The sequence below is a fragment of the Leisingera sp. ANG-DT genome (assembly GCF_000813785.1).
GTDB lineage: Bacteria > Pseudomonadota > Alphaproteobacteria > Rhodobacterales > Rhodobacteraceae > Leisingera.
The window spans coordinates 142,497-155,929 of record NZ_JWLE01000008.1; the positions used below are offsets into that span (position 1 = coordinate 142,497).

Annotated in this window: 12 protein-coding genes; 5 read left to right on the forward strand and 7 right to left on the reverse strand. The window is 62.5% G+C overall.

Annotation, left to right across the window (positions count from 1 at the left end; translation table 11 throughout):
- The first annotated feature begins 155 nt into the window (after positions 1–155).
- From RA21_RS10190 to RA21_RS10205, 4 genes are all read left to right on the forward strand, one after another.
- Positions 156–1,169 (forward strand): TRAP transporter substrate-binding protein, encoded by a 1,014-nt coding sequence (locus tag RA21_RS10190; RefSeq protein WP_019294599.1) that lies wholly within the window; start codon positions 156–158, stop codon positions 1,167–1,169.
- A gap of 70 nt (positions 1,170–1,239) precedes the next feature.
- Positions 1,240–1,776, forward strand: a complete 537-nt coding sequence (locus tag RA21_RS10195) for a TRAP transporter small permease (RefSeq protein ID WP_039148440.1) — start codon at positions 1,240–1,242, stop codon at positions 1,774–1,776.
- An 18-nt stretch (positions 1,777–1,794) separates the two neighbouring features.
- Complete coding sequence (locus RA21_RS10200; protein ID WP_019294597.1) at positions 1,795–3,135, forward strand: TRAP transporter large permease; 1,341 nt, start codon at positions 1,795–1,797, stop codon at positions 3,133–3,135.
- Between the two features lie 17 nt (positions 3,136–3,152).
- Positions 3,153–3,656 (forward strand): universal stress protein, encoded by a 504-nt coding sequence (locus RA21_RS10205; RefSeq protein WP_019294596.1) that lies wholly within the window; start codon positions 3,153–3,155, stop codon positions 3,654–3,656.
- A 57-nt stretch (positions 3,657–3,713) separates the two neighbouring features.
- Here the strand turns inward: RA21_RS10205 and RA21_RS10210 are convergent, their stop codons facing one another.
- The 7 genes from RA21_RS10210 to RA21_RS10240 all read right to left on the reverse strand — a co-directional run bounded on the left by RA21_RS10210 (position 3,714) and on the right by RA21_RS10240 (position 12,255).
- Positions 3,714–5,210 (reverse strand): M81 family metallopeptidase, encoded by a 1,497-nt coding sequence (locus tag RA21_RS10210; protein ID WP_039148442.1) that lies wholly within the window; start codon positions 5,208–5,210, stop codon positions 3,714–3,716.
- 2 nt (positions 5,211–5,212) lie between these two features.
- Positions 5,213–6,835, reverse strand: a complete 1,623-nt coding sequence (locus RA21_RS10215; protein ID WP_039148445.1) for an amidohydrolase — start codon at positions 6,833–6,835, stop codon at positions 5,213–5,215.
- 38 nt (positions 6,836–6,873) lie between these two features.
- A complete protein-coding gene (locus tag RA21_RS10220; protein ID WP_039148448.1) occupies positions 6,874–7,797 on the reverse strand; it encodes an oligopeptide/dipeptide ABC transporter ATP-binding protein in 924 nt (307 codons plus the stop codon).
- On the reverse strand, positions 7,794–8,774 hold the full coding sequence (locus tag RA21_RS10225) for an ABC transporter ATP-binding protein (RefSeq protein WP_039148451.1): 981 nt from the start codon (positions 8,772–8,774) through the stop codon (positions 7,794–7,796). The genes RA21_RS10220 and RA21_RS10225 overlap by 4 nt, the downstream gene beginning before the upstream one ends.
- Positions 8,771–9,628, reverse strand: a complete 858-nt coding sequence (locus RA21_RS10230) for an ABC transporter permease (RefSeq protein WP_019294591.1) — start codon at positions 9,626–9,628, stop codon at positions 8,771–8,773. The genes RA21_RS10225 and RA21_RS10230 overlap by 4 nt, the downstream gene beginning before the upstream one ends.
- A 14-nt stretch (positions 9,629–9,642) precedes the next feature.
- Positions 9,643–10,581, reverse strand: a complete 939-nt coding sequence (locus RA21_RS10235) for an ABC transporter permease (RefSeq protein WP_019294590.1) — start codon at positions 10,579–10,581, stop codon at positions 9,643–9,645.
- 111 nt (positions 10,582–10,692) lie between these two features.
- Positions 10,693–12,255 (reverse strand): ABC transporter substrate-binding protein, encoded by a 1,563-nt coding sequence (locus RA21_RS10240; RefSeq protein ID WP_039148454.1) that lies wholly within the window; start codon positions 12,253–12,255, stop codon positions 10,693–10,695.
- 224 nt (positions 12,256–12,479) lie between these two features.
- On the opposite strand from RA21_RS10240, the gene RA21_RS10245 reads away from it, so the two are divergent.
- Positions 12,480–13,283 (forward strand): helix-turn-helix transcriptional regulator, encoded by an 804-nt coding sequence (locus RA21_RS10245; protein ID WP_019294588.1) that lies wholly within the window; start codon positions 12,480–12,482, stop codon positions 13,281–13,283.
- Positions 13,284–13,433 lie beyond the last annotated feature (150 nt).

A 13,433-nucleotide genomic window follows, 5' to 3' on the forward strand; every position in this document is an offset into this window, starting at 1 on the left:
AACTGTGAAACCTTGAGCTCAATAGTTTACATTCTAGAAACATAGAACGCAATGTAGCCTCCCGCAGACCAAGGCTGGAACCGGCTGGCAGATGTGCTGTGGAGGGCGCGCCGCCCCGGACCTTGGGACCCAAGATGACAATACGGGAGGAAGTTATGTCATTTCTCAAGAAGGTCTGCACGCTGACTGCGGCCGTTTCTGCTGCCGCAATGCTGACCACCGGCGCTGTTTCCGCCAAGAACTTCAAGATCGCCGTGGGTGACGGCGCTGGCAGCTCGCAAGAAGGCACCGGCAAGTTCTTTATCGAGGCGCTGGAAGAAAAATCCGGCGGCAAGCACACCGGCACCATGTTCCTGAACGGCCAGTTGGGCTCTGAGCAGGACACCGTGAACGAGGCCGCAATCGGCACCTTGGACATGTCGCTGCTGGCAATCAACAACGTCACGCCGTTCTCGCCGACCGTCGGCGTGTTCACCCTGCCTTATGTGATCCTGTCGCTGGAAGATGCGGAAAAGCTGACCCAGGGCCCGATCGGCCAGGAGCTGACCGAAAACACCATCCGGGACGCCGGCGTGCGTATCCTGGCCTGGACCTACACCGGCTTCCGCCGTCTGACCAACTCCAAGAAGCCGGTCACCACCGTGGCTGACCTGCAGGATCTGGTCATCCGCGTTCCCAAGAACGAAATCATGATCGAGACCTACAAGTCCTGGGGCATCAACCCGACTCCGATGGCCTGGTCCGAGACTTTCACCGGCCTGCAGACCAAGGTTGTTGACGGCCAGGACAACCCCTACACCACCATCAACGCGATGAAGTTCTACGAAGTGCAGGAATATGTGACCAACCTGCGCTACATCTTCTCGATCGAGCCGCTGATCGTGTCTGAGGCAGTGTTCCAGGACCTGTCCGAAGAAGACCAGCAGATCCTGATCGAGGCGGGCAAGGAAGCGACCGTGAAGTCGGCTCAGTTCCTGCGCGACATCGAGGCCCAGATCAAAGAAGAACTGCTGGCCAAAGGCATGCAGATCGATGATCCGGCAAACGACGAAGCCGAGTTTATCAAGCTGGCGACCGAGGCAGTCTGGCCGCAGTTCTATGACTCCATCGGCGGTGTCGAGAAGCTGAACACCGTGCTGACCACCATTGGCCGTGATCCGGTTCAATAAGACTCTGACAGACCTATAAAAATAACGAAGCAGCGCCGCGGCGCTGCTTTGCACAGGGGAGGAGTGCATCATGTTCTGGAAATTCCTGGACAATATAGAAAGCTATATCTGCCGAATATTGCTGTCCGGCTTTGTCATTCTGCTGTTTGTGCAGATCGTTTCGCGCGAGGTGTTCGGCCATTCGTTTTCATGGATCGAAGAGCTGTCGGTCTATATGTTCGTCTGGTTCGTCTACTTTGGTGCCAGCTATGCAGCGCTGAAAGGCGCGCATAACCGGGTCACCTTCCAGTTCAAGTTCCTGCCTGCGGGCTGGATCAAGTACATTGAGGCCTTTGCCGACCTCTTCTGGCTGTTCTTCAACTGCTATTTCCTGTGGCTGGCCACCGATTTCGTCTTCAACAAGATGAACAAGTTCTGGAAGTCGCAGACCTTGGGCATTGAGATGAAATACATCTACATGGTGCTGCCCATTGCCTTTGCGCTGATGACGATCCGCATTTTGCAGGTGAATTACCGCAAGCTGATCCGCGGCGAAGATATCCATGATCCAGACCAGATCGACCTTGATGAAATCAAGGCCGCCGCTGGCGTGGACAAGCGCACGTAACCGGGAAGGGACAGGACTATGGAAACCGAAATCGTCACGATCCTGTTTGGATCCTTTCTGCTGCTGCTGCTTTTGGGTGCGCCTATCACCGTCGCGCTGGGGGTATCGTCGCTGCTGTCGTTCCTCTATCTGGATGAAAACCCAATCAAATTCGTGCAGATCGCCTTTACATCTGTCGGCTCCTTCCCGCTGATGGCGCTGCCTGCATTCATTCTGGCAGGCGCGTTGATGGAGGCTGCGGGGATATCCAAACGGCTCATTAACGTGGCCGAAAGCCTGGCCGGGCCATTCACCGGCGGCATTTCAGCGGCCACCGTGATGGCCTGCCTGTTCTTTGGCGCAATCTCCGGCTCTGGTCCTGCCACCACGGCGGCGGTTGGTATGCTGATGATCCCGGCAATGATCAACCGGGGCTATGAGAAGGGTTATGCTTCTGCGGTCACGGCGTCCTCCGGCGGTCTGGGCATCATCATCCCGCCGTCGATCCCGATGGTGATCTTTGGTATCGCAGCCCTGGGCATGGCGCCGCCGCCGGAGGCGGTGGAGAAATTCGGCACCTTCCAGTCGGTCTCGATCTCCAAGCTGTTCATCGCAGGGTTCGTGCCAGCCTTCCTGATTGCCACCAGCCTTTTGATCCTGAACTTCTTCATGTCAAAGAAGCGCGGCTACAAGGGTTCTGCCGACGGCTGGTCGATCCGCAATGTCGGCTGTGAGATGTACCGCGGGTTCTGGTCGCTGATGGCGCCGCTGGTAATCCTGGGCGGTATCTACACTGGCTTCTTCACCCCGACCGAAGCGGCCATCGTGGCGATCTTCTATACCCTTGTGATCGGTGTCTTCATTTACCGCGAACTGACCTGGTCGTCGCTGTTCCAATCGCTGGAGGCCACGACCTGGCTGACAGGGCGGGTGCTGCTGATCCTGTTCACGGCGACGGTGTTCGGCCGCCTGCTGGTGGAAAACCAGATCCCGGCAATGATTGCTGACAGCATGCTGAGCTTTACTCAGAATCTCTATGTGATCTGGGCGCTGATCATCTTCTTCCTGCTTTTTGTCGGCATGTTCATGGAGACGCTGGCAACCATCCTGATCCTGGTGCCGGTGATGCTGCCGGTGGCCTATTCTGTGGGCATCGACCCGATCCACTTTGGCGTGGTGATGGTCTGCACCTTGGGCATCGGCTTCCAGACGCCGCCTTTGGGGGAGAACCTGTTCATTGCCTCTGGCATCTCGAACATCTCGATTGAGACGATTTCGCTGCGGGCCCTGCCCTTTGCGGCTGTGAACACGATTGCGATCTTCATCATCGCCTTCTTCCCGGAAATCTCGCTGTGGCTGCCGCGGCTGTTCGGCTACTGATCTGAAAGGAGACTGGCATGAAACCGATGATCACAAACATCCTGTTTGCCACCGACCTGTCGCACAACTCTACCTTGGCGCTGCGCCATGCGGCCAGCCTAGCGCATGCGACAGGAGCGGAGATCCACGTGCTGCATGTGAATGAGCCGATCTCAGAGGATGCGCGCATCACGTTTGAGATGTTCGTGCTGAACGATGAAACCCGCAAATCCGCGGCCAAACGGCGGCATGAGATGGTCAAGCAGATGCTGGCCGAGCGGCAGGCGCGGTTCTGGGCATCTTTTGAAGGCGACGAGGCCAAGATCCGCGATCAGGTCACCTCTGTCGAGGTGACCGACGGCCACCCGGCAGAGGTGATCCTGCGCCGTTCGGTCGAGTTAGGGTGCGACCTGATCGTGCTGGGGGCCCATGACCACGGGTTCTCCCATACGTTTCTGGGCACTGTGGCCAAACGGGTGCTGCGCCGCTCGCAGATCCCGACGCTGGTGGTGCCCTACCAGAACGGCGAGGACGAGGACTGATCCTCCCCGCAGGCGGTTTCCCCTGGCCGCCTGCAAAGACCATCCCTGCAACAGGTGTCAGCCCTTTGCAGGGATGGTTCTGACGTCCGGGTGCAGGTTCTTGTACGGGAACCCGCCCAGATCACAGGGAAACACGCCCGGGGCCGCTACCGGAAAAACGGCGCTGGCAATGGGCTCAAAGTCAGCGCGGAAATGGGCAGTGCTTTTCACGCAGACCGTGCTGAAGGCCGCCGGGGCCAGCCCGATATGGGTGAAATGCGCCAAGTCGAGGCATTGGTTGCGGATGCTGGTAACAACCAGGGTGATGTCTGCGCTTGTCCCATGCAGCCGCAGCGCCGCTGCGGAACCCAGCTCCGCTACTCCGCCGCCATACATCTCACCGCTATAGCGGCAGCGGCCATCGCCAAGTGCCAGAACCTCGAACTTTGCTTCAAACGGCTGGTCGCCTTCTGCGCCTGAGCGTCCGCCAAGTGCTGTGCGGAAGATGCCGCCCTGCCCGGCTTCATGCGCCGCGGCGGCGGTTGCGGGATCATGGAACAGTCCCATCAGAACGCCCTGCGCATCTGCCTGCGCCAGTGCCGCCAGCAGTCCGGTGGTGTCAGAGGTGCCGCCTGCGCCCGGATTGTCCTGCACATCCGCCAGCACAATCGGCATGCCTGCGCGCGGCTGGCAGGCAATCTCCGCCGCTTGCTGTGGCGTCAGCATCGGGTGGCTGAACTGCGGTTCCAGCTCGGTAAACAGCCTGGCGATATGGTCCGCGGCTTGTGCCGCGGCGCCAGAAGTCCGGGCATAGGCCACGCAAGAGGGCCGCGTATCCGGGAAATCCGCTGCGGTGAACCCCAGCGCGATGTCCGCCAGCACGCCCGCCTGCTCCAGAGGCGGCAGCGCGGCATAAAGCTCCCGCGCAGGTGTGGCGGTGGTGTATTGCGCATGCAGCGGGATCAGGCAGTCCATCTGCCGGAAAGCCTTGTGCAGCCTGTCGCCCGCCAGAAGGTGCTGCAGCACCGGTACACAGCGGGCGCCGGTTTCCGCCATGTCGAGATGCGGATAGGTGCGGTAGATGGCGATGTAATCGGCCCGTTCCACCGACGCCGCAGAGATATTGGCGTGAAGGTCGAGGCTGACCACGATGGGCAGATCCGGCCCGGCCCAAGCGCGCACCCGGTCTAGCAATTCCCCTTCGCCGTCGGGGTGGCTTTCGGTCACCATGGCGCCGTGCAGTTCCAGGAAAATGCCATCAAGCGGGCCTGCGGCGCGCAGGCCGTCCAGAATTTTGGCACAGACGGTTTCAAAGGCCTCATCGGTGACATGCGCTGACGGCTCCGCTGCGCACCACAGGATGGGGACGAGGTCCATCCCAGCCCCCGCTGCGGCCTCGGCAAAGCCTGCGATGGGCAGGTTCATGCCGCGGGTTTCGCGGATCACTTGCTCACCTTGCAGCATGGCTGGCCAGGAATCCGCCATCTCGAATTCTGCCAGCCCGGCCTTGGTGGTGCCGAAGCAATTGGTTTCATGCTGAAAGCCTGCAATGGCGATCCGCGGCTTGGCCTGCATTATCACTGCTCCTGCGCCCAAACGGTTTGCCCGCGGCGGATGGTGCGGGTGACTGTGGTGGTCTCGATCTGGTCCGGGTCCTCCAGCGGATTGCGGTTCAGCACCGCGAAATCCGCCAGCTTGCCCGCTTCGATGGAGCCACGGGTGTTTTCCTGGAAGACTTGCCAAGCGGCGTCGATGGTCTGGGCGCGCAGGGCCGACAGGGCGCTGATCCGCTGTGCCTCACCAAGCCGCCGCCCGCTGGCGGTCAGCCGGTTCACCGCGCAATGGGCCAGGTGGATGGGTCGCGTCGGCGTTACGGAGGCGTCGTTGTGGATGGTGTAGCGCACGCCAAACCGTTCAGCGGAGGCGCAGGGGGAAATCCGCTCTGCCCGCTCCGGCCCCAGGAAGGTGTCGTAATGGCGGTCGCCCCAGAAATGCACATGCGCCGGGAAGAAGCTGACGGTGATGCCAAGCTTTGCCATCTGCTGCAATTGGTCGTCGCGCAAGGCTTGCCCGTGGATGATGGTGTGGCGGTGATCTTCGCGGGGGTTGGCCTCCAGCGCGGCGGCCACTGCATCAATGAACATCTGCGCGCCTGCGTCGCCGTTGCAGTGGCAGTGGATTTGAAAACCCAGGTCGTGCAGCTTTTGGACCTCCGCCCGGTGTTCGGCGGCATCCGCGTATGACATCCCGCAGGGGTGCGCCGGGTCCACCGGCTTGTGATAAGGCGCGCTGAGCAATGCGGTCTGCAACTGGAACGCCCCATCGGTGAACAGCTTGCGCGGGCCAAGTGTGAAATGCGGATTTCCGGGCCAGTCCAGCGCATCGGGGCCGCGGCTCAGCTCCGGCTCTAGTTCTCCGATCGGCAGCAGCATCAGGTCGTAGCCGGGATCCTGATCAGCAGGCAGCGAGGCGAAATGCTCCAGCATCTGCCGTGTGGCCCAGGCGTTCTGGGCGTAGGTGACGCCATACGCCAAGTACTCGTCGCGGCAGCTGTCGAACCCGGCCCAGAAGCGGTCGCGGTCGATCAGGAAATCGGTATCGCCCATCTCCCCCATCGCTGACAGGCCTTCGATCAGCCCGGTCAGCGCGCCGGTGTCCGGGTCGCGCCCGAAACGCCCGCCCAAGGGATCGGGCGTGTCCCGGTTGACGCCGCGGCGCTCCAGCGCCAGCGAATTGGCAGCGCCGTTGTGGCCGGAGGCATGAATGACCCAGACGGGATGCTCAGTTGAGACACTGTCCAGCTCGGCGCGTGTCGGCATCCGGCCTTCGGCAATCGCGGTGTTGTCGAACAGCACCCCCATCACCCATTCCCCGGCAGGGGTTTCGGCTGTCTTGGCCCGCAGCCGGTCCAGCGCGGTTGGGATATCCGGGCAGTCGCCGCTGGGGGCAGAGGCCAGGTTGACCCGGAACAGCCGGATGAAGCCGGGATCGGGAAAATGCCCGTGCGGGTCGATGAAGGCGGGGATCAGGGTCTGGCCCCTCAAATCCACCTCATCGGTGCCCGCAGGCATCCGCGCGCGCAGGTCCGCCTCAGCGCCAACAGCGCGGATGACTTCGCCTTCGGTCAGCACCGCCTGGGTGCAGGAATCGGCCGCGTCCATCGTCAGGACAGCGCCGTTGAAATACAATGTGCTGGTCATGGTCTTTCAGATGTTGAGAGGTTTCGAGCGAAAGGCCTTCAGCCCAAGGGTGCCAGGCAGCGCAACCCGTGGCCGTTTGCGACCTCCCATTGCGGGGTTTGAATGCAGATCTCCTGGGCAAACGGGCAGCGTTCGCGGAATTCGCAGCCTTTGGGGCGGCGCAGCAGGCTGGGCGGCTCGCCTTTCAGCGCGATGCGCTCCAGCCGGGCGTCGGGGTCGGGTTCCGGGTTCGCGGACAAGAGGCAGCGGGTATAGGGATGGCGCGGCTCCTTGAAGATGGCCTCGGTGGTGCCTTCCTCGACCAGCCGGCCAAGGTACATGATGCCCATCCGGTCGGCCACATGGCGCACGACGTTCAGGTTGTGGGTGATGATCACCATCGCCAGCCCCAGCCGTTCGCGCAGGTCGTTCATCAGGTTCAGAAGCTCTCCCTGCACCGACACGTCGAGCCCCGCGGTGGGTTCATCCGCCAGGATCAGCTTCGGCTCCAGCGCCAGCGCGCGGGCCACGCCCACCCGCCGCGCCTGCCCTCCGGACAGCTGATAGGGATAGCGGTCGGCAAAATGCGCAGGCAGGTTCACCATCTCCAGCAGGCGCCTGGCCTCGGCGTCCAGATCGCGGTCCTTCATGCCCTGGATGCGATAGGGTTCGGTGATCAGGCTGCCGATGGTCAGCCGCGGCGACAGCGAGCCGACCGGATCCTGGAACATCATTGCGATGTCCTTGCGCAGCGGGCGCAGCTCGCGTTCCGAGGCGCCGCGGATTTCGCGGCCCTCGAATTTGACCGACCCTTCCTGCGCCGGGGCCAGACCGGCAATGGCGCGGATCACCGTGGTCTTGCCGGAACCGCTCTCACCCACCAGCGCATAGGTTTCGCCCGGCTCGACGGTGAAGCTGACACCGGCCAGCACATTGACCGGGCCATAGCTGGTCTTGAGGTCCTTCAGATCCAGCAGGGTCATTGGGCGGCCTCCTTGTGGTTCAGCCAGCAGGCGGCGTGGTGGCCCTGTTTCAGCTGTTCAAGCGGCGGCACCTCCGCCGCGCAGCGCGGCATCGCCTGGTCACAGCGGTCGCGGAAGATGCAGCCGCCAGGCAGGTTCGCGAGGTCCGGCACCTCGCCCGGGATGGTGGGCAGCACGCGGGCGCGTTCCTTGATATGGCCCGGGTCGCAGTCGATCAGACGGCGGGTATAGGGGTGCTTCGGATCGTGGAAAATCTCGCGCACATCGCCGCTTTCGACCACAGCGCCCGCATACATCACCACCACCCGGTCGCAGAGCTCGGCAATCACGCCCAGATGGTGCGAGATGAACAGGATGGCGCAGTTGAGCTCCTGCTGAAGCTCCTTCAGCCGTTCGATGATCTGCACCTCCAGCGTGGCATCCAGCGCGGTGGTCGGCTCATCCGCGATCAAGAGGTCGGGTTCCGACATCAGCGCCATGGCAATGGCAATCCGCTGCCGCATCCCGCCGGAGAATTCATGCGGGAACTGGTTGAGGCGCGCCTCAGGGTCAGGAATACCCACCGCGCCCAGCATCTGCGCCGCGCGCGCCCGCTTCTCCGCCTTGGAGGCCTTGGAGCGGTGCTGGATGTCCAGCATCTGCTGGCCGATGGACAGCACCGGGTTGTGGGTCTGCATCGGGTCCTGAAACACGATGGAGATGTCGGCACCGCGCAAATCCCGCATCTTGCGTTCAGGCAGCTGCAACAGGTCCTGGCCCTTGAACCTCACCTCGCCCTGGCGGAACCGGGTGTTCGGCGCGGTCAGCCGCAGGATCGAGGAGATCAGGGTGGACTTGCCGCAGCCGGACTCGCCGACGATGCCGACAATCTCGCCCTTGCGGATGTCAAAGGATATGTCGCGCAAGGCTTTCAGATCGCCGCGGGCGGTCTCGTAATCGACGCTGAGGCGGTCGATTTCCAGAAGTGTCTCGGTCATCGCTGTTTCCTCAGTTTCGGGTCGACCACATCGCGCAGGGATTCGCCCAGGAAGGTGAAGCCAAGGGTTGCCAGGATGATTGGCAGCCCGCCGCCCACCACCAGCCAGGGGGTCTGGCGGATCAGCGAATAGCCGTCCTTCAAAAGCGCCCCCCAGCTGGGGGTCGGCGGTTTCACCCCGAGGCCAAGGAAGGAGAGCCCCGCCTCCAGCGCGATCACGGTGGGGATGTCCATCGCCGCCAGCACCGCCAGAACGCCGACGATATTGGGCAGCATGTGCACGCCCAGAATACGCTTCATGCTGGCACCCATGGAGCGTTCGGCCAGGATGAACTCTGAATTGCGCAAGGTCAGCGTCTGGGTCCGCGCCACCCGGCCATAGGTCGGGATCGAGGTTGCCATCACCACAAACACCACAGTTTGCAGGCTTGGCCCCACCAACGCGACCACCGCCAGCGCGAACATCACGGTGGGGAAAGAACGGATGGTGTCAAAGAACAGCATCAGCAGGTTGTCGAGCCATTTCGGCCCGTAGCCAGCGATCATGCCCAGCGTCAGGCCGATGGCCATGGCGCCGAAGACAGCCGGCAACGCGACCTGCAGCGCCACCTGGCCGCCTGCAATCACGCGGGAAAACGTATCGCGGCCCAGCTGGTCGGTGCCCAGAAGATGGGTCCACGACGGTCCCTGCAGCCGGTCCTTGATGTTCATGCCAACCGGATCGAAGGGCACGATCCAATAGGCGAAGATGGCGCAGAACACGATGGTGCCGACGATGATCAGCCCCATCAGCCCCAGCGGGTCGCGGGCGACGCCGTGGATGATCTGGCCCAGTTCAGAACGGGATTTTGCCATATCTCACGCCCTCCTTATGCTGCCGTGCGGGCGCGGGGATCGAGCCAGGCGTTGATCAGGTCGGCCAGCGCGGTGGATACCACAAACAAGCCGGTGGAGATCAGCACCGATCCCATCACGATCGGGTAGTTGCGGGTGGTGATGCTGTCGATCACCAGCTTGCCAAGGCCGGGGCGGGCAAAGACGATTTCGGCAAAGACGGCAGAGGACAAAAGGAAACCCATGCCGACGCCGATCACCGTGACCACCGGCAGGATGGCGATGCGCAGCGCATAGACCATCACCACCCGGCGTTCATGAATGCCAAAGGCGCGGGCGGTGCGGATGTGGCTCTCGCCCATTACCTCCAGCATCGAGGCGCGCACCAGCCGGGCGATATAGCCGACCCAGCTGAGGCCGATGGCAAAGGCGGGCAGCACCAGGTGGTCAAGACGGCCCCAGAAACCCTCGCCTGCACCGATGGCCGGGAACCATTGCAGGTTCACCGCAAAGATCAGCAGCGATAGCAGCGCGACCACAAAGGCGGGCGCGGCAACGAAGCTCACCGAAATGGCCGCGGTAATCCTGTCGATCAGCGTATTGGGGTGCGCGGCAGCATAGGCGCCAAGCGCGATGCCCAGAGTGGCGGACCAGGCGATTGACCCCAGGATCAGCCACAGGGTGTGCGGCAGCTGTTCAAAGACAATGGCCGTCACCGAGCGGCCCGAGAACACGTCGATCCCCAGGTCGCCTTGCATCAGGTTGCCGTAGAAGATCAGCAGCTGTTTCCAGATAGGCTGGTCCAGCGCCAGTTCCGCCGTCAGCCGCGCCTGCAGCTCTGGCGTGGCGCGCGGGCCCAGCATGATCTGGACCGGATCGCCGGGCACGGCGCGGATCATCAGGAACATGACGGTGACCGCCACGATCAGGATCAGCAGTGCCAGCCCGAACCGCCGGATTGCATAAAGTAACATGGCCGCATGGCTCCCTTGTCTTCGCTGTGCGGATGAAAACGGCACGGCTGCGCCGCATATTGCAGCCGTGCCAGGTCAGGCCCGGGGGGAGGACCGGGCCTGCGGGGAGTGTCAGGCCTTGCCGAAGTAGCGCAGCAGTGCCAGCCCGTCGGGCCGCAGCGCCGGCACCACGCCAGCCGAGTGGATCACCGGCGTCGCCTCATGGGTCAGGAAGCGGTAGGCGCCGCTTTCCTCCATCAGATCCTGTGCCCGCCGGTACATCTCGTCTCGTTTCGCCTGGTCGGTCAGCTGCGAGGCCTCGGCATGGATCTTGTCGAACTCGTCGTTGCTGAACTGCTCCCAGTTCCAGTGGCCGACCTGTTCGGTGGTGAACCAGGAGGTCGCATAATACGGGTCCGGGGTCATCGAGTAGCGGTTCAGCACCAGCTGCAGATCCTCGTTGTCGGCGCTGGCCCAGAAGGCACCGGATTCCAGCACGTTGACCTCAACCGTGATGCCGATCTGCGCCAGCGTCGCCTGGATCACCTGGGCCGCGGTGGTGAAGGTGGTCTTGTTCAGTGTGTCGAGCTTCAGCGTGACGTTGGTTTCACCGGATTCCGCCAGCAGCTCCGCCGCCTTGGCAAAATCGGCCTGCGGTGGAACCAGCGATTGCGGACGGTGGCCCGCCAGGCCCGGCGCGATGATGCCGGTCGAGGGCTCGACGGCACCGAAATAGGCAGCTTCCAGGACCGAGGGCACATCAATCGCGTGCTGGATCGCCTGGCGCAGTTTCTTGTTCTGCAGCTTGGGGTGGTCCAGGTTCATGCCGAGCCATGCATAATATAGCGACGGGTACTCCAGCAGCGTGCCGCCATTGGGCACACCAGCGCGGTAACGTTCGACAGAGCCCAGCGAGACACGGGTGAAATCCAGTTCCCCGGCTTCAAACGCGATTTCGGCGGTGTTCTCGTCGTCGATCGGCAGAATCTCGATGGTGTCCCAAGCGGGAGCTTCGCCCTTCCAGTCGGGGTTGCGCTTCAGCACGGTCTTTTCCTTGGGCGACCAGCTGTCGCGCAGATAGGGGCCGGATTCCGCCAGCGGATCGGTGGTTGCCTTGCCGCCCGCGGCCTCCCAGGCCTTCTTCGACACGATGTTGCCGGTGATATAGGGCAGCGCGATTGACCACAGCGGCGCAAAGGGTTCCTTCAGCACGATGGTGCCTTCCCGCTCGCCGGTCACTTCCACGTGGCTCAGCGGGCCCATGTCGGGTTTGTTGGGGCTGTCGGTCGCCTCGTCCACGATTCGCTCAAAGCTGAATTTCACGTCCTCGGCGGTCATCGCGCCAAAACCGTTGGTGAATCCGATGTCGTCACGCAGCGCGAACTTGATGTGGGTCTCGTCGCCCTGCTCGATCATCGCGGCGGCATCCATCTGCCAGTCCCATTCGCGGCCCGGCTTGTACTGGATCAGCTTGTTGTAGATCGAGGCATGGATTTCCTCGTCGATCACGCCTTTGGAAAACGCCGGGTCGATGCTTTGCATGTCGCCGTAGGAGCGCACCCGCAGGGTGCCTTCCTCTGCCGCCATGGCGCGGCCGCCCAGCCCCATCGGCAGCGCCGCCGCCGCCCCCAACGCCGTGGCGCCCTTCAGAAATCCGCGGCGTCCCAGCGCCGTCTTGGTCCATTCGATCTTCATTGTGTCCTCCCTTGGATCAGATCAGCTCCGCCTGAGCTCCTCCGCCTGCAAGCACCTCTCAGGGGCAGCCCCCGGCGGGCCTTTTTGCTGGTATTCGGGTTCCCCTGGCTCAGACGGCTTGGCACCAGAAGACGCCTGTTTCGCGGAACGTGGAATTGTGCAAACATGCGCGAAGCGGCGCGGTTTGCATCACAGCCGCGTCACTTTGCGAAAGGAAATGGGCGGTGTCCGAAAATTTTTCAGAAAACCTGCGTTCGCTCTGCGCCGAACACGGCAGCATTGCCCAGATCTGCCGCGAGGTTGGAATCAACCGTCAGCAGTTCAACCGCTACCTAAACGGCTCCAGCCTGCCCGCGGCTCACAACTTGCGCCGGATTGCCCGTTATTTCGACATCCCGGAGGCGCGGCTGTTTGCTCCGCAAGCGGAGTTCGAGGCACAGCTCAGCGATGCAGCGCGCTCGTCGCCGCCGGGTCCAAGCGACAGTTTCCTGGAGCCGTTCCGCGGCCAGCAGCGCAATCTGAAGCGCTATCTGGGCTTTTACCATGCCTATTTCCGGACGCCCTCCTGGGGTGAGGGGATCTTCTGCTCCCTGACCCGTTTCTACGAAAAGGATGGGTTTATCCTGTCGCGCAACCTGGAAATCGCTCATGATCCAGAGCAGAGCATCCGGCAAATCTCGCGCTACGAAGGCATGGTGACCCAGCGTGGAAACCGGCTGTTCATCACCGAGCATGAGCGCGCCCATGAAGGCAGCGTGGCACAGACCATCCTGTTTTCCGCCCACCGGCAGCAGCTGAAGTACCTGCGCGGCATGACAATGGGGTTGGCCTGGCGCCCCTTCCCGCGGCCCTATGCGGCCAAGGCAATCTGGAAACGGCTGGATGAACGGGTCTCGGCACGCGAGGCGATTGCCGCCTGCGGCGTCTATCCGGTGCGGAGCACCCGGATAGACCCGACAGTGCGGAACTATCTGGCGACACCGGACAAGGAGGATTACCCGGAGATGTCCGGCAGTGTGCTGCTCTGAGCAGTTCTGCCCCGCAAACGCCCCTGCGGGCCGGGCAAACTTTTTCGCAAAAGTTTTGGCAAATTCCTTGGCCAGGGAATTTGGCCCGGGTCATCTCAGCGGTTTGTCTCTTCCAGGGCGTCCTCATCCTGCTCAGGCATTTCCTCGATC

Excerpts from the sequence above, each read along its gene's own strand:
- RA21_RS10190 (WP_019294599.1), top strand. The coding sequence starts at position 156 with ATGTCATTTCTCAAGAAGGTCTGCACGCTGACTGCGGCCGTTTCTGCT.
- RA21_RS10195 (WP_039148440.1), top strand. The coding sequence starts at position 1,240 with ATGTTCTGGAAATTCCTGGACAATATAGAAAGCTATATCTGCCGAATA.
- RA21_RS10200 (WP_019294597.1), top strand. The coding sequence starts at position 1,795 with ATGGAAACCGAAATCGTCACGATCCTGTTTGGATCCTTTCTGCTGCTG.
- RA21_RS10205 (WP_019294596.1), top strand. The coding sequence starts at position 3,153 with ATGAAACCGATGATCACAAACATCCTGTTTGCCACCGACCTGTCGCAC.
- RA21_RS10210 (WP_039148442.1), bottom strand. The coding sequence starts at position 5,210 with ATGCAGGCCAAGCCGCGGATCGCCATTGCAGGCTTTCAGCATGAAACC.
- RA21_RS10215 (WP_039148445.1), bottom strand. The coding sequence starts at position 6,835 with ATGACCAGCACATTGTATTTCAACGGCGCTGTCCTGACGATGGACGCG.
- RA21_RS10220 (WP_039148448.1), bottom strand. The coding sequence starts at position 7,797 with ATGACCCTGCTGGATCTGAAGGACCTCAAGACCAGCTATGGCCCGGTC.
- RA21_RS10225 (WP_039148451.1), bottom strand. The coding sequence starts at position 8,774 with ATGACCGAGACACTTCTGGAAATCGACCGCCTCAGCGTCGATTACGAG.
- RA21_RS10230 (WP_019294591.1), bottom strand. The coding sequence starts at position 9,628 with ATGGCAAAATCCCGTTCTGAACTGGGCCAGATCATCCACGGCGTCGCC.
- RA21_RS10235 (WP_019294590.1), bottom strand. The coding sequence starts at position 10,581 with ATGTTACTTTATGCAATCCGGCGGTTCGGGCTGGCACTGCTGATCCTG.
- RA21_RS10240 (WP_039148454.1), bottom strand. The coding sequence starts at position 12,255 with ATGAAGATCGAATGGACCAAGACGGCGCTGGGACGCCGCGGATTTCTG.